18 protein-coding genes are annotated in these 19883 nt (G+C 61.6%); 4 read left to right on the forward strand and 14 right to left on the reverse strand.

Annotated features, from left to right (window positions below):
- Positions 1-40 precede the first annotated feature (40 nt).
- The 3 genes from FH08_RS0102745 to FH08_RS0102755 all read right to left on the reverse strand — a co-directional run bounded on the left by FH08_RS0102745 (position 41) and on the right by FH08_RS0102755 (position 4478).
- Positions 41-1552 carry an aldehyde dehydrogenase gene (locus FH08_RS0102745; protein WP_031356846.1) on the reverse strand — a complete coding sequence of 504 codons (1512 nt, stop codon included), beginning with the start codon at positions 1550-1552 and terminating at the stop codon, positions 41-43.
- Positions 1549-2556 (reverse strand): flavin reductase family protein, encoded by a 1008-nt coding sequence (locus FH08_RS0102750; RefSeq protein ID WP_051887678.1) that lies wholly within the window; start codon positions 2554-2556, stop codon positions 1549-1551. The genes FH08_RS0102745 and FH08_RS0102750 overlap by 4 nt, the downstream gene beginning before the upstream one ends.
- 92 nt (positions 2557-2648) lie before the next feature.
- Positions 2649-4478, reverse strand: coding sequence for a helix-turn-helix domain-containing protein (locus FH08_RS0102755; RefSeq protein WP_031356848.1), 1830 nt, complete (start codon positions 4476-4478; stop codon positions 2649-2651).
- A 153-nt stretch (positions 4479-4631) separates the two neighbouring features.
- On the opposite strand from FH08_RS0102755, the gene FH08_RS0102760 reads away from it, so the two are divergent.
- The 4 genes from FH08_RS0102760 to proX all read left to right on the forward strand — a co-directional run bounded on the left by FH08_RS0102760 (position 4632) and on the right by proX (position 7502).
- The gene (locus FH08_RS0102760) at positions 4632-5222 is read left to right on the forward strand and encodes an amino acid synthesis family protein (protein ID WP_031356849.1); all 591 of its coding nucleotides are present in this window, start codon (positions 4632-4634) and stop codon (positions 5220-5222) included.
- Between the two features lie 134 nt (positions 5223-5356).
- The gene (locus tag FH08_RS0102765; protein WP_152602711.1) at positions 5357-5593 is read left to right on the forward strand and encodes a hypothetical protein; all 237 of its coding nucleotides are present in this window, start codon (positions 5357-5359) and stop codon (positions 5591-5593) included.
- Positions 5590-6060: an Lrp/AsnC family transcriptional regulator gene (locus FH08_RS0102770; protein WP_031356851.1), complete on the forward strand. Its 471-nt coding sequence runs from the start codon at positions 5590-5592 to the stop codon at positions 6058-6060. Before FH08_RS0102765 ends, FH08_RS0102770 begins: the two co-directional genes overlap by 4 nt.
- 413 nt (positions 6061-6473) lie before the next feature.
- Positions 6474-7502, forward strand: coding sequence for a glycine betaine/L-proline ABC transporter substrate-binding protein ProX (gene proX, locus FH08_RS0102775; RefSeq protein WP_419177979.1), 1029 nt, complete (start codon positions 6474-6476; stop codon positions 7500-7502).
- Between the two features lie 136 nt (positions 7503-7638).
- Here the strand turns inward: proX and FH08_RS0102780 are convergent, their stop codons facing one another.
- The 11 genes from FH08_RS0102780 to FH08_RS0102830 all read right to left on the reverse strand — a co-directional run bounded on the left by FH08_RS0102780 (position 7639) and on the right by FH08_RS0102830 (position 19749).
- Entirely contained in the window at positions 7639-8670 is a 1032-nt protein-coding gene (locus FH08_RS0102780; RefSeq protein ID WP_235210271.1) for a serine endopeptidase, read from the reverse strand.
- A gap of 250 nt (positions 8671-8920) precedes the next feature.
- A complete protein-coding gene (locus FH08_RS48125) occupies positions 8921-9361 on the reverse strand; it encodes a helix-turn-helix domain-containing protein (protein WP_035565148.1) in 441 nt (146 codons plus the stop codon).
- Positions 9358-10572, reverse strand: a complete 1215-nt coding sequence (locus FH08_RS0102790; RefSeq protein ID WP_051887680.1) for an NAD(P)/FAD-dependent oxidoreductase — start codon at positions 10570-10572, stop codon at positions 9358-9360. Before FH08_RS0102790 ends, FH08_RS48125 begins: the two co-directional genes overlap by 4 nt.
- Positions 10569-11945, reverse strand: a complete 1377-nt coding sequence (locus FH08_RS0102795; RefSeq protein WP_031356856.1) for an NAD(P)/FAD-dependent oxidoreductase — start codon at positions 11943-11945, stop codon at positions 10569-10571. Before FH08_RS0102795 ends, FH08_RS0102790 begins: the two co-directional genes overlap by 4 nt.
- The gene (locus FH08_RS0102800; protein WP_031356857.1) at positions 11930-12244 is read right to left on the reverse strand and encodes a (2Fe-2S)-binding protein; all 315 of its coding nucleotides are present in this window, start codon (positions 12242-12244) and stop codon (positions 11930-11932) included. The genes FH08_RS0102795 and FH08_RS0102800 overlap by 16 nt, the downstream gene beginning before the upstream one ends.
- On the reverse strand, positions 12241-14091 hold the full coding sequence (locus FH08_RS0102805; RefSeq protein ID WP_031356858.1) for an ABC transporter ATP-binding protein: 1851 nt from the start codon (positions 14089-14091) through the stop codon (positions 12241-12243). The genes FH08_RS0102800 and FH08_RS0102805 overlap by 4 nt, the downstream gene beginning before the upstream one ends.
- Positions 14088-15044: an ABC transporter permease gene (locus FH08_RS0102810; RefSeq protein WP_031356859.1), complete on the reverse strand. Its 957-nt coding sequence runs from the start codon at positions 15042-15044 to the stop codon at positions 14088-14090. The genes FH08_RS0102805 and FH08_RS0102810 overlap by 4 nt, the downstream gene beginning before the upstream one ends.
- Positions 15041-15997, reverse strand: a complete 957-nt coding sequence (locus FH08_RS0102815; RefSeq protein ID WP_031356860.1) for an ABC transporter permease — start codon at positions 15995-15997, stop codon at positions 15041-15043. Before FH08_RS0102815 ends, FH08_RS0102810 begins: the two co-directional genes overlap by 4 nt.
- 84 nt (positions 15998-16081) lie before the next feature.
- A complete protein-coding gene (locus FH08_RS0102820; RefSeq protein WP_031356861.1) occupies positions 16082-17707 on the reverse strand; it encodes an ABC transporter substrate-binding protein in 1626 nt (541 codons plus the stop codon).
- Between the two features lie 60 nt (positions 17708-17767).
- Complete coding sequence (locus FH08_RS0102825) at positions 17768-19045, reverse strand: NAD(P)/FAD-dependent oxidoreductase (RefSeq protein WP_031356862.1); 1278 nt, start codon at positions 19043-19045, stop codon at positions 17768-17770.
- Positions 19046-19080: 35 nt separating this feature from the next.
- Positions 19081-19749: a haloacid dehalogenase type II gene (locus FH08_RS0102830; RefSeq protein ID WP_031356863.1), complete on the reverse strand. Its 669-nt coding sequence runs from the start codon at positions 19747-19749 to the stop codon at positions 19081-19083.
- Between the last annotated feature and the right edge of the window lie 134 nt (positions 19750-19883).

A 19883-nucleotide genomic window follows, 5' to 3' on the forward strand; every position in this document is an offset into this window, starting at 1 on the left:
ATGGGTCTCTTGATTTGGTTTTTTTGGCAAGGCGCGTGGCTTAGCGCAAACGAATCACGAACGGGTCCTGCATGGCGCCCGAGTAATCGATCACGACGTTCTTCAGACGCGAGAACTCGCGCATCACTTCGAAGCCGCCGCGACGGCCGTAACCGCTTCGCTTGGTGCCGCCGTTCGCAGACATATAGGCCGCCGAGCGATAGGTGTTGACCCAGACCGTGCCCGCCTCAATGTCGCGTGCAAAGCGCAGCGCGCGGTCGATGTTCTGGGTCCAGATGCCTGCGGCCAAGCCGTATTCGGTATCGTTGGCAAGTGCGATGAGTTCCTCTTCCGTGTTGAATGGAACCACGCCCACGACCGGTCCAAAAATCTCCTCCTGCATGAAGCGCATCTCGTTGCGAGCCTGCGTCATCACGGTCGGCTCGAAGTACCAGCCACGTGATAGCGCCGAGTCTTTCGGCTGGCCGCCGCCTACTGCGATCTTCGCGCCTTCGTGCACACCGGACGCGACGTAACCCATTACCTTGTCGAGCTGACTGGCGAGCGCGAGCGGCCCGATATCCGTGTCGTCGGCCATTGGGTGTCCGACCTTGACACGACGCGTACGCTCAACCAGCGCCTCAACAAAGCGCTCATACACCGGTGCCTCGACGAAGCAGCGCGAACCCGCCACACAGGTCTGCCCGGCCGCCGCGAAGATGCCCGACACAACACCGTTCACCGCCCGTTCCACGTCGACATCCGAGAACACGACGTGGGGCGACTTACCTCCCAATTCCATCTGGCAGGGGACGAGATTTTCCGCCGCGTTGCCGGCAATCTTGCGACCGGTCACCGTGCTGCCGGTGAACACAAATTTGGAAATGCCGGGATGGCGCGTGAGCGCGTCGCCGGTGGTCGCGCCGTCGCCGGTGACCACGTTGAACACGCCCGGCGGAAAGCCCGCTTGTATCGCCAGTTCAGCCAGCGCGAGCGTCGAAGCCGTCGCGTGTTCCGAGGGCTTCACCACCACCGTATTGCCTATCGCCAGACACGGCGCGAGCGTGCCTGTGAGCATCATCAGTGGCGAATTCCACGGGATGATCATCCCCACCACGCCAATCGGTTCACGCAAATTGAAGTTCAGCGTGTCGAGCTTGTTGACGGGAATCGTGTCGCCTTGAAGCTTGTCGGCCATGCCGGCAAAGTAGAGATACGAATCAGGGATCGCCCGCATTTGCGCACGCATTTCCTTGATGAGCTTGCCGTTGTCGCGGCATTCGATCAGCGCCAGTTCGTCAGCGTTCGCGAGAACGAGATCAGCGAGACGGCGCACCAGTTTGCCGCGATCGGTTTGCGTGATCCGCCGCCACGCCGGGTTCTTCAGCGCCGCTTGCGCTGAACGTACAGCGGCATCCACGTCCTCGGCATTCGCCTGCGCAAACTCGTACCAGGGCTGCGCCGTCGTGGGGTCATAACTCGGTACATACTGGCCGCTGCGTGGAGGCGTGAACTCTCCATGGATGAATAGATTTTGTCTCGACCCTTGCAAACTTTCGACTGTCGTTTTCATCGTGTCCTTTCCAGATTCAGGGTTGCAAATGCTGCATGTGTGGTGTGTGGCTGCGCTGCGCTCACCATCGCGACACGGCCACCATCGTGTGAATCCATGTAGATGCCGAACCGTCCGCCTGCGCTCTCGGTCACAAAGCGCCGCAGCATTCCGCGTATTTCCATCGTTGGAATGTCGTCGTACGGAAGCTGGTCGAGCGGGAAGAAACGGAAGTTCTGGGGGATCTCGCAAGCCGCACGCGGCAGCGCCAGCCGGGCGCGATAGATCAGGTAACCAGAATCGCTGCCGGCGGCGTCGAAGACGGAATAGAGGAACGTATCGTCGGGCAGCAATTCCAGATCGTCGCCTCCTGCAATAGGAAGCCGGCCATTGACGAGCCGGTGCGGAGCGCTTGGCAGCGTCCAGCCGTTCTTGCCATCGCCGGCCAATAGCAGCGACCCTTCTGCCGCGATGAGATAGCCGACCATCATGTTGTGCGATGAAAGCCAGCCGGGCGGCAACGGATTCTTGACCTGCGCATAGCGGCCGCGGCAAAAGCCCAGCGGTGCTGAAGGGCTCGTTCCAAAGGCCTGGACGCGGCCGATGAGAATCGTGTGGTCCCCGGCATCGACCCGGTCATGAACCGTGCAGTCGAACCACGTCAGGCATTCGGTCAGGACCGGGGCGCCGGTGTGCACGCCGTCGTGACTGACGGCGGCGAATTTATCGGCGGATTTGGAGGCGAACAGATTGGAGACGTCGGTCTGCGCTTCGTGCAGCAGATTGACGGCGAAGTGATCGGTATCCTGGAAGACAGGAAAGCTCGAAGCACCCTTTCCTACGCATACGAGCAGAAGCGGCGGATCGAGCGACACCGACGTGAACGAGTTTGCCGTCATCCCTCGCGGACGGCCTTCGGCGTCGCGGGTGGTGATGACCGTCACCCCTGTCACGAAGGTGCCGAACGCTCGGCGCAAGGCCACCGGATCGACGGCGACAGGTTTGTCTGAAACTTCGGCTTGCATGCACTTCACCTCGAACGTCGTTACGTTGAGGTCTAAGTTAAGCCATGCAAAAAACGATTTCTTCCGCTGGATCGGAGGACATCCGAGCCTGATTAACCTCTCATTCGAGGTATCGGCTTCGAGTGCTTCGCGGACGGTATGGTGCTATCGACCAGGCTGTGCAGTTGCAACGCAAGCTCGATCGCGAAACGCTGCTCCGGCGTTTCGACCTGGATGCCGAACAGGTCAGAGATCCGCGAGAGGCGATACCGCAGCGTGGTCACGTGAAGGTCCATCGCATCGGCGCAATGCTGACTGCGACAGCCCGAGCGAACATACGCGGCCAGGGTCTCGAGGTAAGCCGACTTGTGCTTCTTGTCGTGTTCCACTACCCGGCCTATGGCGCCGTCGATAAAGCTGCGCACGTCGGCTGAGTCGGCGGCGCCTATAAGCATGGGCAACGGCCCGAAGTCGGGAACAGTCATTGCGCCCCGTCTGCCGAACGTGCGGGCGACCCGGATCATGCGCCAGCAGCGCTCCCATTCCTTGGCGATCGATTCGAGACCTTCACACGTATCGCCAACGACTACGATGGGTTCACTGCCGAACGACCGGAACAAGGTCTCGGAGACGCGCTGCGCCAGTCGTGCGACGCGGTCCAGTTCCATGCCCTCTTCCTGCGGCACGAGACACACCAGCGCCCCGCCGACTGTCACGATGTGCACCGCAACATGCAGCTGCGCCGCGAGCTGCGCGACTGCGCGATGGGCATCGACAGAAAGATCGGCGGACCCGTCCGACCGATCCGGAAAATCAGTCACGAGCATGCGCATGGGCGACGCGAGCGACAGCCCGAGACGTCGGGCGCGGCGCAGCATATCCTGCTCGTCGCGCCAGCGCCGTTCGACGATCTCGAAGAACAATTCGGTCAGCGTTCGGGTCTCGAAGCGAAAGCGTATGACGCTGCGCATCAACTGCACGCTCAACGCAAACTTCGCACTTTCGATGAGGAGTTTCTGCAGATCATTCGGGTCGGACTTGTCGAAGGTCAGTAACGCGCCGACCGCTTCGTCGTCGACCATGAGCGGTTCTATGCGGGCGTCGAGCGAGAGCTTGTCGCCAAGATGCAGGGTGATCGTCTCCGCGCGCCGCGTGGTCACAGCGTCCCGGACCTCACCAAGAATCTGGCGACCCGTCGCGCCCTCGAGCGTGAGGCGCCACGCGTCGTCGTCATGAACGCCCGGCACCGGCGACGCGGACGCAAGCAGGCTGCTTGCGAAGAAATCCAGAATGAGCACAGGGGCATTGAGAAGATCGCCGAGCATGGCCGTGAGGGATTCTATGGACCCGCCAGCAAGCACTTCCTGCAACAGCGAACCCTGAGCGCCGAGCACGCGGCGCAATTGCTCGGCCGCAGCAATCTGCGCGCGATGACGATGCGCACGTTCAATCGCAATCGCGCCCAGATGCACGATGATCCCCATGAACGCGAGGTCATCCGCGGATACATCCACCACTTTGCGCGACGTCACGGACATCACCATGGGCCGCCCCTCTACATCGACGCTCGCCATGGGATAGATCAGCACGGTGCAATAACCACGCTCATGGGCTTCAAGCCGATAACCAGGGAATTCAACGGACTCACGCGCGTCGCGGATGTACACAGGCTCGAAGCGCTGCAAGGCAACCAGCGCGGGACTGGTCGCCAGTTCCCAGCGATCTCCCAGCGGGCGGCGCAGCATCGCATTGGTCTCATGACGCGCGGTGACCAGCGCGTAACCGTGCGCCAGGTCCACGGTCATGATCGAGCCCAGGTCCCACGAGCCGTGTCTGCATGCCGCCTGGATCAGGTCCCGCAGCAGCGTATCGAGGTCGCCGTCCGAGTTGATTTGGCTCGCGACATCACGCAGCGACATGATCCGCGACAATTGATCTGGCATATCAAAGCATCCAAAAGTCTTATTTCAATATACGACATAACGTAGCAAAAAATAAAAGATTCATCCGCCGAAGACGCGGAGGACGCACCCGGTTCCCATCGTTAGCATTCGGTATAGGACGAACCTAACCACGCTGGCCAATGGAGTGCGCAAATGGAAACTGGGATTCGCAAGATCGCGACGTTTATTGAAGAGACCGTCATTGAGGGTGGCCGGGCAGCAGAGCGGCCCATTACGACGGTGGTGGTTGCAGCCATTGTTCGCAACCCGTGGGCAGGTCAGGGCTTCGTGGAAGACCTCCGGCCGGAGATCCTGCGACTGGCTCCGGTGCTTGGCGCCGAGATGACACGCCGGCTTGTGGCCATCATGCCGGCCGATCGCGTCGAGGCGTATGGCAAGGCAGCGACTGTCGGTGTCAACGGTGAGATCGAGCACGGCTCGGCACTGATCCATACGCTTCGCTTTGGCAATATGTTCCGCGAGGCGGTCAACGGCACTGCTTTTCTCAGCTTCACCAACACGCGCTCAGCCCCAGGCGCGCTCCTGTCTGTCCCTATGATCCATAAGTCCGAAACGGGCAAGCGATCGCACTTCATCACGGCAACGTTCCAGGTGGCGGATGCTCCCGGCCCCGACGAGATCCTGATCGCGATCGGTGCGGCGGACGGCGGGCGCGCTCATCCGCGCATTGCTGATCGCTTCCAGGACATGGCGGAGATGGAGGCCGAAAAGGCGAGCGCTTGATCAGCAGGACGTGCTGGCGGTGGTGATTCGGACCGGCTTGATCTGAACGCCGCTTGACAGCGCTCGCACGCGACGGCTTTGCATGGGCTGGTCACTTTGAATTCGAACTTCACCTGCATGCCGTTGGAGTTTTCATGTCTGACCCGATCGCTTTGATCGCCAACATACGTTCTGATTACGAAGCAAGCTACCTGTCGGCGCTTGCTTCGGCCATGCCTCTTGAGAAGGTCGTCCTGTTTCGCCAAATGAGCGCGGATCAGCGCGCGTGTGTTCAGATCGCGTTAGTGGCAAACCCTGATCGGGCGGACATAACTGCATTGCCGAGCGATCGCAGCGAAGAGCGCGCATGCCCGGTGGCCGCCTCACCGTGATCAAGCTCGACCGCTACGACATCGCCATCCTGCGCGTTCTTGCTCGCGATGGCCGCATCACCAAATCAAAGCTTGCCGAAGAGGTGAACCTCTCCATTTCACCCACCTGGGAACGGGTGCGCAAGCTCGAGGAAAGCGGCGTCATCAAGGGTTATCGTGCGGAGCTCGACTGGGTCGGGACCGTCAACGCGAGCCGGATCGTGGTGGAGGTGACGCTAGCGCGGCATACGGAGAGAGATATGCGGCGTTTCGAAGAGGTGATGCTGGCCGCGCCGGAAGTCGTGCAGTGCTATGCAACGGGCGGCGGCGTGGATTATGTGCTGCATGTGGTGTCACGCGATATCTACCACTATCAGCGCTTCATCGAGTCCCTGCTGATAGGTGAAATAGGCATCGAACGCTACTTTACTTATATCGTCACGAAGGTCGTGAAAAGCATGCCTGACAGCGTGCCCGAGTGGGATTGAAGAACGCTTCGGGGTGATGTCGGGAAAAAGAATGCAATCGGGTGCATCCCGCCCCTTGTGCAAAGCCACCGGATGCACGCTCCAGACTACGCAGCAACGCTGCCTTCATGATCGCACGTCACTGCGGCTACCCGACTCACCCCAGCCAATGATGTGGAACGTCCGAGCCGCCGCGCTCGACGCATCTTCGCGCCACTGCCCGCGGCGAAGCCGCAACGCCGACACCATACGCTGAACGGTAGGCCATCTTGGCGCCACCGTCCTTCCTTTCGATGGAAGACGCATTTTTTAGTGTCAAGTACCTTATATCGCATCTGCACGACGGCGAAACCGGTCACCACTCCGATGACCCGCTGCAGCGGTAGACCACCCAAATCTCAATACCATATCGGGAGACAACGTTCATGAAAGCAATGATGCGAGCGGCAACAGTCGGGACGTGCCTGGCAATGACAGCATTGGCAACGCCTGCAATGGCCGCATCCCCGCCAGCGCAGCCAGGCGCGGGCAAGACGATTCACTATGCCCAGACCGACAGCCTGGGCGCGAATTACGTCGCCGTACAGATTGTGAAGAAGGCACTCACATCGCTGGGCTACGAGGTGAATCTGAGCACGATGGGGACCGTGCTGTTCTTCCAGGCGGTCGCGCAAGGTGATGTCGACATGGAGACCGACGTCAACTTTCCGCAGAGCGAACCTGATTTTCGTGTGGTCCAGAACCAGGCCGAAATGGTCGGCGGCGGCGAGATCATTGGCGGCGGTATCAACGGCTATCTGATCGACAAGAAAACCGCGTTGGCGCACCACATCACCAGTCTCGACCAGATGAAGGACCCGAAGATTGCCGCGCTGTTCGGTGACGATAACAAGGCGCAACTAATCAGCTGCGATCCGGGCTGGAGTTGCGGCGACGTCGTCAATTATCAGTTGGACAAATTCGGACTTCGCCAGACTGTGCATCCGGTGAGCGGCAAATACGAGGCGCTGATGGCGGACGTCGTGACTCGCGTCAAGGAAGGCAAGCCAGCGTTCTTTTACGCGTGGAGTCCGTCATGGACAGTCAACGTGCTGGTTCCAGGTAAAGACGTCGTGTGGCTGCCAACGCCCACCGACGCATTACCGCCGAACGTGCCGAACCACGGCTCGGCGCTCGTGAATGGTGTCGAAGGGTGTGCGGGCGGAGCCAATCCGTGCCGTATGGCGATGGCATCCTGGAACTACGGTGCGGTCGCGAACAAGCAATTTATCGCGGCCAATCCGGTCGTGAAGAAACTCGTCGAGCAGATCCGTTTTCCATCGGAGACATGGTCGTCATGGGAGCTTGCGATCAGCAAGGGTAATGGCGCAACCACAGTCGTCGCGACACTGGCCGACCAGTGGCTGGCCGCGAACAAAACGCAGTTCGACGGCTGGGTCGATACGGCTCGTAACGCGCACTAACGGAGTGGTCTGCGAAGGTGCAAGGCAGTGGCCGAGCTATTGCACCTTTGCAATATGGCCTTCGTGTTCGACCACGTTGCAAAAACACTGGCTCGGCGTTTCACGAGGCTACGCGCTTGCCCGAACGGACTCACGGCTACTTAACCGCAACCGCCTCTTTCCCACACGATGGACAATAATGTGCAAACGCGTTCTTCCGCGTTTCGCAGAAGGCGCATGCGTCAAACAAGCTGATGCCGCAGTGCATGCAGAAGTCGAGTTTCGGATTGCTCAGGTCGGCCTTGCGTTCACATCCCGGACAGATTCCCTTCGCAAAGCGGCTTTGAGCAACGTCATAACTCAACGCCTGGCGACGCTGGTCATCGGGTAACGTCTCCGCGGATTTCTGATTTTGCAGGTAGCGTTGCAAGGCATTGATGGAATAACGCCCGACCAGGATCGTCACGATCACGCCTACGATGTACCGGACATAACCGCCGTAGTCGGGAAGGTACGGAACCAGTTCGACGAAAAACGCAAACAGCGCGAAAAATATGAAGCCCCACACAAAGGGCCAATAGCGGTTCTTGCGATGCTTCGCAAACAACCATCCGCCAATCACCAGCAAAGGCAAAGTGATCGCCAGCCGGATGAGGAAATTCTTCATGTCGATGCCGCGCTGAAGCGTATCGAGTTTTTCTTCGGCCTGGGTACGAAGCGCCACTTCTGCCGCCCGTTCCTTCACCAGCAATTGCCGGTTCTGTGCGTTGGTTTGCTCTATCTGGTCCAGCGCTTTTTGTGCGGTACGGACGTTGTCATTGAGCGTCTCAAGCGAATGCGTACGGCTGACAAGCTCCTTGTTTTGATCGGCCTGCTCGGTCGCCGTGCGGGTGGCAAGCCAGTTCGAGAATGTGTCGTGCACGCTCGTATATTCGGCCGTCGCGGCCTGCAGTTTGAGCCGCGCGGACTCCTCGGCGGTCTCGCCATCGCGGGCATTGCTTTGCGCTTGTTTAATCGATGTTTCGATCGCGGCGTTGGCGCTCGGATCGATCAGCGAGTCCAGCGTAGGCGGCGCCTCGACACCGGGTAAATTCCCGACAACCAGTCCACCCAGGCCAATCAGGAAACCCGCAAACGCAAAAGCGATCAACCATAGCGCTCGGTGAAACCATTTTTCTGACACTCGCATGGGTTGCATCGGTCAATCCCCGTATTGAATTGCTACATGGTGGTCCATCGGTTCATCGGCGGCCCGATCTTCGGACGCACGATCAAACCTCACCAGGAAGCGATGAGGCGAGTCGATGAACCAGGGCTTTGGTCTGCGGAATAATAGCGTAAGGGCTGTGGAAGGACGCGCTTACGGGGAGAGAGGGGTATAGCTTAGGGTGTGAATCCCATGCTTCGCATCCGAACGAGGCGAAGCTCGTGGAGAAAGGTCAGGCCGAATCGCTGACTAATTCGCTGACTGAGCAGGCAAGCGTTCGCTGGTCTGCCGACTCAATTCCATTGCCAGCACCGCGCAACAACGCAGCGCTCGCCGGCAATGAACAACGAGCGCGCGAGCGCTTCAAATACATGCTCGGCGTCATGCCGCAGAAGCGCTTGAAATGCCGGGCGAAATGGCTCTGGTCGAAGAACCCGACTTCAGCCGCCACCACCGATCCCGGCACGCCCGCCAGCAACAACGCTTGCGCACGTTCGATCCGCAGCCCGCATAAATAGCGGTACGGTGAAGAACCAAATTGCTGCCGGAACGCAGTCGCGAATCGCGACACGCTAAGCGCCGACAGCTCGGCAAGTTGTGCAAGCGTGACGGGTTCATCGAAGTGTGCCTCGATGAACGCCCGTGCCTCGGTCAGCGGCATCGCTTGTTTCATGACGCCGCCACCACTGGTTGAGCTTGCGAGGCAGACGCAAACGCAGCCGCAAACGCCGCGAACCGGCTGATCGAAAACGGCTCGAGCGGAATCGGTGTACTGCCGGTATCGATCAGCTCGGCCAGCGTCTCGCCCACGCCCGGGCCAATCTGAAACCCCGAGCCGCTGAAGCCGAACGCATAAAACAGACCGTCGGTAGTCGAGCTGCGGCCGATCACGGGCTCGCTGTCGGGCAGGTAGCCTTCCACACCGCTCCAGACCCGGATCACGTGCAGCGGAGCCATCGACGGGACCAGGCGGCGCAGTTGCGCAACCTGGCGCACGGTGTTGATCGGCAGCACGGACGCGCGTCGCGTCACGGCATCGGCGGGACCGGGCGGCCCGCCACCTATGATGATGTTGCCGCGCGGAATCTGGCGGAAGTAGATGCCCTCCTGCTTGATCGATGTGAACACGCCGATCGATGACTTGAAGACATAAGGCACCGGTTCGGTGACCGACATTTGTGGTCCGCTTGCGCGCAGCGGCACCGGCTCGCCGAACTGCTCAGTGAGCCGGCTTGCCCACGCGCCCGCACAAATCACGAGCTGCGCCGCGCGATACACGACGCCTGCCGCAGTCTCCACGCGAAAACCATCGCCGTCCTTTTCCACATGCGCGATCTCCGTGTTCTCCACCACCTGCGCGCCAAGACGCGCCGCCGCCCGGCCGAAGGCCGGCGCGGCGAGGCGCGGGTTGGCATGACCATCGAGCGGCGAGATGGAAGCGGCCAGCACTTCACGGCCAAGAAAAGGGAAGCGGTCGAACATGGCCTTGCCGTGCAGCACTTCCAGTTCGAGACCGTAGGCGCGGGCATCGGCGGCGTAGCGGTCGAAGGTATCCGCATCGTGGGCGTGATAACAGACCCGGGTATGACTCGACGGCAAGAATTCGACGTCCTCGCCCAGCAGTTCCTTCGAACGCTGCCACGTGTTGAGCGCGCGATTCGCCATCGCAAGTTGCGGCAGCGCGCGGCCTTGCCTGCGGATACCGCCGAAGTTGACGCCGCTCGCTTGCTGGCCGGTCAGGCCGCGCTCGAGCAGGATCACTGAACAAGCGGGGTTGCGGCGTCGCAGGAAGAACGCAGTGGTCGTGCCCATGATGCCGCCGCCGATCACGATTACATCGGCTCGGCGATCGGCTTGATGAGCGGCTTGTTGTGACGTGGTCATTCGATTGCCCCCTCTTCCTCGACCAACGCCACCGGCAACGGCTTGACGGGTGCTTGCCCACGCAGCCGTCCGACGGAAGCCAGCGGGACGGATGCCGCGGCCGCGATCACTTCCGCTCCGGCGTGAGCGCAAAAGCGCCCTTGGCACCGGCCCATGCCCACGCGTGAAAACGCCTTGGCACGATTGGCTTCCTGCGCGCCCGTTTCGCGCACCACGCGACGTAATTCACCGGCCGTAATGGCTTCGCACCGACACACGATAGTCTCGTCTGGCAGCATGCCCGCGAACCGGGCCGGCCATGGAAAGGCCGCACGCAAGCCGGCCGCGAAGCGGCTGAAGACCTTCAGTTGTTCCCGCAAGGCCGCCAGGCCTTCGACTTTCAGGCCATCATCCTGCATTGCAGCGAGCGCGGCGAGACGGCCCGATCGTTCGGCGGCATCAGCGCCGCGAATACGTGCACCATCGCCCGCCAGATAGACGCCTTTGACGCTGCTGCGGCCATCTTCATCGGTGGCGGGAAGCCATTGCTGCGCGGCTTCATCGAAAGAAAATTCGCAGCCGGCCAGATCGGCAAGCTGCGTTTCAGGCCGCAAGTGATAACCCAGCGCGACAGCGTCGCAGGCCACCTTCATGGGCATGCCGCTTTGCAGCGCGACCTCAACGTGGGTCACGCCGTGCTCCGGTGAGCCGCTTATTTCCAGCGGCCGCACGCCGCGATACACCCGCACCCGCGCTTTCCTCAGCACTCCCATCAAAGCGATGCCTTTCTTCAGTGCTGCTGGAATGGCGAGCAGCTTAGGCAACGCGCTGAGCCGTTGTAAGAGCGTGGAAGTATCGAAGACAGCGGACACTGCCGCGCCCGCTTTCACATACTGCGCAGCGACAAGATAAAGCAGCGGCCCGGTGCCCATCAGCACGACTCGCGAACCAATCGAGCACCCCTGCGACTTCAACGCGACTTGCGCCCCGCCCAGGCTATACGTGCCCGCGTACTGCCAGCCTTTGACCGGCATCAGCCGGTCCGTAGCGCCGCTGCAAATGATCAGCGAATCGAATTCGAGTGTACGGTAGGACGTTCCGCTGACAAGATGCACGGCGTTCGCCGCGATGTTCCAGACCAGCGTTTCAGGCAGGTAGTCGATACGGCTCTTGAGCGAGTCGAAGCTCTGATGGAGGGCCGCCGCGCGCGCACTTTCAGTGCCATAGAGCGTGTCATAAGAGCGCGTGAACCCTTCCGGCTGGCGTCGATAAATCTGCCCGCCGTCTCGCCGCCCTTCATCTATCACTGTAGGCCGCAGACCTGCTTCGACCAGCGCCTCGGCTGCCCGCACGCCTGCCGGCCCTGTGCCGATCACGATTACCCGCGCGGCCATACACCCTCCCCGGCTGTAGCCAGTTGCGTCACGATCGACATCCCCTCTACCGCCGGCGTTGTACATGCACGCAACCGGTCGCCGTCAGCGGTCCAGACCCAGCAGTCCTGGCATGCGCCCATCAGGCAGAAACCCGCGCGCCTGCCGTCGCCAAATTCGGAGTCGCGCAAGGTCCTCGTGCCGGTCAGCAACGCGACCATCAGCGTGTCGCCCTCTGCTGCCTGCCGCGCCACGCCATCGACAGTAATCACAAACGTCTTGCGCTCCATTTCCGCCAGCCGCACGAACCGTCCGCTCATGCTTCAGCCACCTCGATGGTTTGCAGCCGGCTCAGCTCGGCCGTTGAATGGTGGCAAAGAATTTCCGCGCCCGAAGGCAGCTTCTTCATGGCAGGCGGCGTGGCGTTGCATTTACCGTCGATACGAACCGGACAACGCGCCCTGAAGCTGCACAGCTCGGCTATGTCAGCGCTTTCGCCCATCTGCGGCAATGCGGCGATGCCGATCAGGCGGCGTGCGTCGAGCCAGCCGGGTTTCAGCTCCGGCACGGAGTCGACCAGCAAGCCTGTGTAAGGGTGATAGGGCGGCGCCGCGAGCACGTCGCGCTCGCCCGCCTCCACGCGATGCCCCGCGTACAGCACGATCACTTCGTCGCAGATCGAACGCACCGTTGAGATGTCGTGGCTGATGAACATGTACGACACACCCAACTCGCGTCGCAGTTCCGCGAGCAGATCGAGAATCGCCGCACCGACCACGGTGTCGAGCGCGGACGTCACTTCGTCGCAGAGGATCAGCGCGGGGTCCGCTGCAAGCGCACGCGCCAGGTTGACGCGCTGCTTCTGGCCGCCCGACAAACCGCCCGGGGTGCGCTGTGCAATCGATGCCGGCAGCTTGACCAGATCGAGCAGTTCCATCGTCCGCTTGCGTGCCGCCGACCCGCGCAGATGATGATAAAAAGCGAGCGGCCTGCTGAGGATATCGGCAATGGTATGGCTTGGGTTCAACGCGGTATCGGCGTTCTGGAACACGATCTGGATCTGCCGGTATTGATCAGGAGTCCGCTTCGATAGCTGAGCCGGGAGCGGCTTGCCATCGAAGAAAACCTCGCCGCGTGCCCGGTCGACCAGACCCGCTACCACGCGAGCCAGCGTCGTCTTGCCTGAACCCGATTCTCCGATAACACCCAGCGTACTTCCACGTGGAATGGAAAGACTCACGTCGTCGAGCACACGCACGGCCGGCGCACCATACCGGTCGATACGGCCATAACCCGCCGCCAGCCCGCGGATTTCAAGCAAGGGCGGCGCGAGTTTCTGCGCTGCCGTCTGCACCGACAACACCGGTTCCGGCCGCCGCGTGGCTGCGAGTAATTGCTGCGTGTAGGCATCGACGGGGGCGTCGAGCACTTGCGCCACCAGACCATTTTCTTTCACCCGGCCGCCGTTCAGCACGACAATCCGGTCCGCCATTTGCGCGACCACCGCGAGATCATGCGACACGTAGATAGCGGTCGTGCCCAGCTCGCGAATCACCTTCTTGAACGCCGCAAGCACTTCAATTTGCGTGGTCACATCGAGCGCGGTCGTCGGCTCGTCGAACACCACTACCGCTGGATCGGTAATCAGCGCCATCGCCGCCATCAGGCGCTGCAACTGCCCGCCCGAGACCTGGTGCGGATAACGCTCGCCGATCGTCTCCGCTTCCGGCAACGCCAGCGCACGAAACAACTCGATCGCCTTGCGACGTGCCGCATCCTTCGTCATGAGCCGATGCAGCAGCGCGGGTTCCGTGACCTGATCGATGATCGTGCGCGCCGGATTAAACCCGGAGGATGCGCTTTGCGCCACATACGCCACGGTCCGCGCACGCAGTGCCCGGCGACCTTGCTGGTCGAGTTCAAGCACTTCCGTCTCGCCGATGCGCACCGACCCGCCGCTGATGGAACACCCTTGCCGCGCGTATCCCAGCAGCGCCAGCGCGATGGTCGTCTTGCCCGATCCCGACTCACCGATCAGCGCCAGCACTTCGCCTTTTTTCACCGAAAAGTCGACGCCCTTGACGATCTCCGTCACCGGATCGGGTGCGGCGCCTGCCACTACACGCAAGCCCTTCACTTGAATCATGTCGATTGTGTGGGCAGTCATTGCGCAGCTCCTTGCCCGCGGCCGCCACGACGGCGCAGGTTATCGATCAGCAGATTCACGCCGATAGTCAGCGTCGCGATCGCGATGGCCGGCATCATGACGGCAGGCGCCCCTTCAGACAGCCCGCCGATGTTCTCGCGCACGAGCGAGCCCCAGTCGGCATTGGGCGGCTGCACGCCGAGGCCGAGAAAGCTCAGGCCGCTAAGCAGCAACACGATGAAGACGAAGCGCAGGCCGAAGTCGGCGAGCATCGGATGGATCATGTTGGGCAGCACTTCCACGCGCGCGATGTAGAACAGCCGTTCGCCGCGAGCCCGAGCGACCTGCACGTATTCGAGCGTCATCAGGTTGACCGCGAGCGAACGCGAGATGCGGAACGCGCCGGGAATGTAGGCGAGCGCGGCAACCCCCATCAGCATGGGAATCGACGAACCAAACGCGGCGATCACGACCAGCGCGAGCACCTTGCTCGGAATGGAGATCAACGCGTCGAACAGGCGGCTCAGGATTTCATCGACCCAGCGGCCCGACACGGCGGCGATCAAGCCGAAGCACGTGCCGATGAGACTCGCCATCAACGCCGCGGCCAATGCCAGCCCGACCGTATAGCGCGTGCCGTAGAGAATCCGGCTCAGCATGTCGCGGCCGAGATAGTCGGTGCCTAGCAGGAACGCATGGCTTGAACCGGCGAATACATCGACGGACGACAGCGCCCCGCTTTTGTAAGGCGCGATCCATGGGCCGATGACCGCAATGGTCATCCAGAATACGACCAGCACGAGGCCGATCAAACCAAGTACAGAGAAGCGCCGGTGCAGCCGCTTCAGCAGGCCCGGTTTCGGCCCGACAAGCTCAGGCTCCGGCACGGCCGGTTCATTGACGATTTCATCGAGGCCCATGTCGTAGAGCTCATTGCCGGGATGGTGAATGGAGGAGTTGGCGGGTCGGTTCATCGTTGACGCAGCCTCGGGTTGGATACGATTTGAGCAAGATCTGCTATCAGCACGAGCAGCAGGTAAGCCGCGCAGAACACCATGACGCAGCCCTGCACGAGCGGCATGTCGCGGTTCGTGACGGCGTCGACCATGAGGCTGGCGAGGCCCGGATAATTGAAGATCGATTCGACGATCACCACGCCGCCGAACAGATACGACAGGCTCAGCGCCACTGCATTCGCGATGGGGCCAATGGTGTTCGGCAACACGTGGCGCAGGACCACGCGCATGGGAGACGCGCCCTTCAGGATCGCCATCTCGACATACGATGCATTGAGCTGGTCGAGCACGGCGGCGCGGGTCATGCGTGCCATCTGGGCGACGAGCACGCAGCACAGCGTCATGACGGGCATCGCGTAGATCCGCAACAGGCCGCCGAACGACGACACCTCGGATAAATACGACAACGCGGGCAGCCAGCGCAGCTTCACGGCGAACACCAGCACGGCGATGGTCGCGATCAGGAACTCGGGCACCGCGACGGTGGATAACGTCAGCACGTTGAGCACGCGATCGAGCAGCGAGCCGCGAAACATGGCCGACGAGATGCCGATGAACAGTGCGACCGGCACGGACACCATCGCCGTCAATCCGGCCAGTACGAGCGAGTTCGGTAAGCGCGTGGCGATCAGTTGACTGACCGGCAAGCTATTCGACAACGAGGTACCGAAGTTGCCGGTGACGACCAGGTAGAGCCACTCGAAGTAGCGCTGCAAGGCCGGCTGGTCGAGCCCGAACTGGTGGCGTAGCGCTGCCACCGCTTCGGGCGTGGCGGCCTGCCCGAGCGCCTGCTGCGCGGCGTCGCCGGGGAGCAGGCCCGTAATGCCAAACACCACTGCCGAGACAATCAGCAGCGTGAGCAGTGCGAGGCCCAGGCGAGCAGCAATAAGTCGTGACGCGTGTGCTTTCATAATCCGCCTCCGGGGTTGAAACGGCACGCCCCGCGCGGGCGGCGTGCTTTTACTGCCTGATTCAAGGGCCCAGCTGGACCCGCTTCAGCTTTCCAGCCAGACATGCTCCGCGAACATGAAGCCCATCAGGCCGGCCAGCGGAATCGAACCCAGGCCCTTGAGCTTGGTCGTGTAACCGTCGAGCGAACTCTGGAACATTGGAATACCGACACCGCCGTTCTCGTGCACCAGCACCTGCATGTCGCCGTAGATCTGCTTGCGCTTGGCGTCATCCGGTTCGCCGCGCGCCGCCAGCAGCATCTGGTCGAACTTCGGGCTCTTCCAGTTCGCTTCGTTCCATGGCGCGTCCGACTTGAAGAACTGGGTGAACAGCACGTCGGCGCTTGGGCGCGCATTGATATTGCCGAAGCCCAGCGGATGTTTCATCCAGTGGTTCGACCAGTAGCCGTCAGCGGGCACACGCGTGACCTGCAGGTTCAAACCCGCCGCGGGCGCGGCCTGCTGCAGCAACACAGCCATTTCGACCGAGCCGTCGGCCGCCGGCGATGCAAAGATCTGCACGGGCGTGCTGCCCACTTTCGCCTTCTGGAAGTAGAACTTGGCCTTCTCCGGATCGTAGGGACGTTGGGGAATACCGTGCATGTAGTACTTGTTGGTCGGATCGATCGGCTGGTCGTTGCCGATCGCGCCGAAACCCTGGAACACGGCGCGGCGAATCTGCTCGCGGTCCATGAGATAGAACATACCCCGACGAAAATCGTCGTTGCCGGAAATCCCGCCGTCGTCGCGAACAATCAGGTCCGTGTACTGGCCCGTCTTCGTCTCCAGCACGGTGAAACCCGGCGTGCCCTTGATGCGGCCCGTCGAGCGCGGGCTGATCGCGTTGATCAGTTGCACGTCGCCGGAAAGCAACGCATTCACGCGCGCGGATTCGTCGCCAATGCCAATCAGCTCGACTTCGTCCAGATGCGGCATGCCCGGCTTCCAGTACTTCTCGTTCTTTACGACGACGGTGCGCACGCCCGGCGAGAAGTCCTTGACCTTGAAGGGACCGGTGCCAACAGCCGTCTTGAAGTCGGTCGTGCCGTCCTTGATGATGAGAAAGTGCGAGGTCGCCAGGATCACCGGCAAATCGGCATTCGCGCCTTCCAGCGTGATGGTGACTTCATTCGGGCCCGTGGCTTTCGCTTCCTTGATCTGGTCGGCGAGCGTCTTGGCCTTCGATGCCGTTGCCGGGTCCTTATGGCGCATCAGCGAATAGATCACGTCGGCGGGCGTAAGCGCTTTGCCGTCGTGGAATTGCACGCCGCTACGCAGCTTCACGACCCACACAGTCGCGTCTTTTGTTTCGAGCGATTCCGCCAGCGCCATCTTCGCGCCCAGATGCGAATCCAGTTCGGTCAGCCCGCTGTAGACCATGAATGCACGCACATAGTCCGTGCCGAGCGCGCCCTTTGCCGGATCCAGCGTATCCGCGGCGGATGCGGACTGCGTCGCCACGCGGATCTTCCCGCCCTGCTTCGGCTTCGCCTGGGCGAACGCAGCGCCGCTCGCGGTGAGCAACCCTGCTCCGGTGAGCGATGCCATGCCGGCCGCGGTCAGCGCGCGCAGCACCTCGCGCCGTGACGCGCCCCGGCGCGTCAGGCGCTCGAGTTCGGTCACTTCAGTCCCGGCTGGGGCATCGGCGTGTTGCAGATTTTCTTGTTTCATTGAGACTTCTCCGCGAGGGTGGCTGGGGTTGGTTTTGGTTTATTCAAGCTTTGGTGCAAGTCAATAAAACACGTCCTTGATGCGGTAGTACGTGCCGACAAGCGGCAGAAACCAGGGCTTGCCCGTGTGGCCAGGAATCGCGGGCCACTCGAATTCACGCCACGGATTCGCGTTCTCGCGGCCGTCGATGACATCGGCCATGACCTGCCCCATGTGCGTGGACATCTGCGTGCCGTGGCCGCTGTAACCCATCGAAAAATAGATGCCTTCATGCTGGCCCGCACGCGGCAGCCGGTCCGCGGTGATATCGACGAGACCACCCCAGCAATAGTCGATACGCGCCTGCGCCAGCGCCGGGAACATCGCCGCGAGGCCGTCCTGCAGGATGCGTCCGCTCTTCGCATCCGAGGGCTGCTCGGACGCCGTGAAGCGTGCGCGGCCACCGTAGAGCAAACGCGAATCGGGCGTGATGCGGAAATAGTTGTGCATCAGGCGCGAGGTCGTGTATGCGCGAAGATTCGGAAACACTTCGTGCACCAGTCCCGGAGGCAAAGGCTCCGTCACCACGATGAAAGAACCCACCGGTGCCAAGCGTCGCCGGTACCAGCCGAACGGCCCTTGCCGCGACGGTCCGGTCGCGATCAGCACCTGCTTCGCCCGGACTTCTCCACGCTCCGACACAACCCTATAGCCTCGATCAGCAACCTTTTCTATCGACGTCACGGGCGCGTTCTCGTAGAGCTTCGCACCGTGGCGTGCGGCGGCGTCCGCCAGACCGACGGTGAACTTGCCCATGTGCATCTGGCCGCCATGCCGCTGCAGCAGGCCGCCGAAAAAGCTGTCCGACTGCACTTCGGTCGAGATCCGGTCGCGGCTGATGATCTCGATATCGGCATCGACTTCACGCCGGATCACTTCCGCCGTCTTCTCGAGATGCGCGAGATGATGTGGCTTGGACGCGAGCTTCAGCTTGCCCGACGCAAGGTAATCGCAATCGATCTGCTCTTCGCGGATCAAGCGTTCGACGGTATCGACCGCAGCCGCATACGCCCGATAGCAACCGCGCGCCTTCTCCACGCCAAGCTGCTCGACCAGCGCAGCGAAGTCCTGCGCGACGCCGGTATTGACCTGACCGCCGTTGCGCCCCGACGCACCGCCGCCGATTCGCCCCGCGTCCAGCACCGCCACCGATGCGCCGCGCTTACCCAGCGCCAGCGCCGCAGACAAACCCGTGAAGCCCGCCCCGATCACGGCCACATCGACATGACCATCGACCGGACCATCGCTCGTTGAAAGCAGCGGCGGTGCGGTGTCTAGCCAGTAGGAGTCGAGCTTCATAGGGCGGCTTAAAGGGTGGCTTACAGTCGGGTGGATTACAGGCCGAGCAGCGAGGCGAGATGCGGGATGTCGTCGACTTCGGTGTAGTCGTAGTACGGCGTCGACGGTTCATGGCCGCGCTTGACGAACGCCTTGTGCTTCACGCCCATGTCGTGTGCGGTCATCAGGTCGTAGCGCAGGCTCGACGACACATGCAGCACGTCTTCCGGGTTGCAGTTCAACTGGTCGAACATGTACTCGAAGCCCTGCATGCGCGGCTTGTACGACTGCGCCTGCTCGGCTGTGAACACAGCATGGAACGGCGCGCCGAGCTTGTCGACGTTGCTCTGGATCTGGTTGTTCGACGCATTCGACAGGATCACCAGCTTGTACTTCTTCGCGAGCCGCGAGAGGCCTTCCGGCACGTCCGGGTGCGGACCCCAGGTGGGCACGGCGGTGTAGAAGGTTTCCGCCTTGGCTTCATCGAATTCGACGTTCATGCGTTTGCAGGCCCGTTTGAACGCGTTCACGATCACATCGCGATACGGCTTCCATGCGCCGAGCACTTCATCGCGGCGATACCCCGAGAAGAAGGCGATCAGCTTGTCCATGTCGGGGGCGCTCAGCACGTCGCCGTACATTTCGCGCGTCATGTCGGCGAGGCGGAATTTGGTCAGAGTGCCGTAGCAATCGAAGGTGATGTACTTCGGTTCGAATTCGATCATGGTGATAGTCCTATCGTTGGTATGAACCCGCGAGGGGTTCAGTGGCGAAAACAGGAAAGCGCATTCCTGTATGAGATTTAATCAGCGCAAAAACAAAGATGTCCCTGATTCGCGCAATTCAAAAACATAAAACA

Origin of the sequence: Caballeronia sordidicola, assembly GCF_000729995.1 — a bacterium.
Lineage (GTDB): Bacteria > Pseudomonadota > Gammaproteobacteria > Burkholderiales > Burkholderiaceae > Caballeronia > Caballeronia sordidicola_A.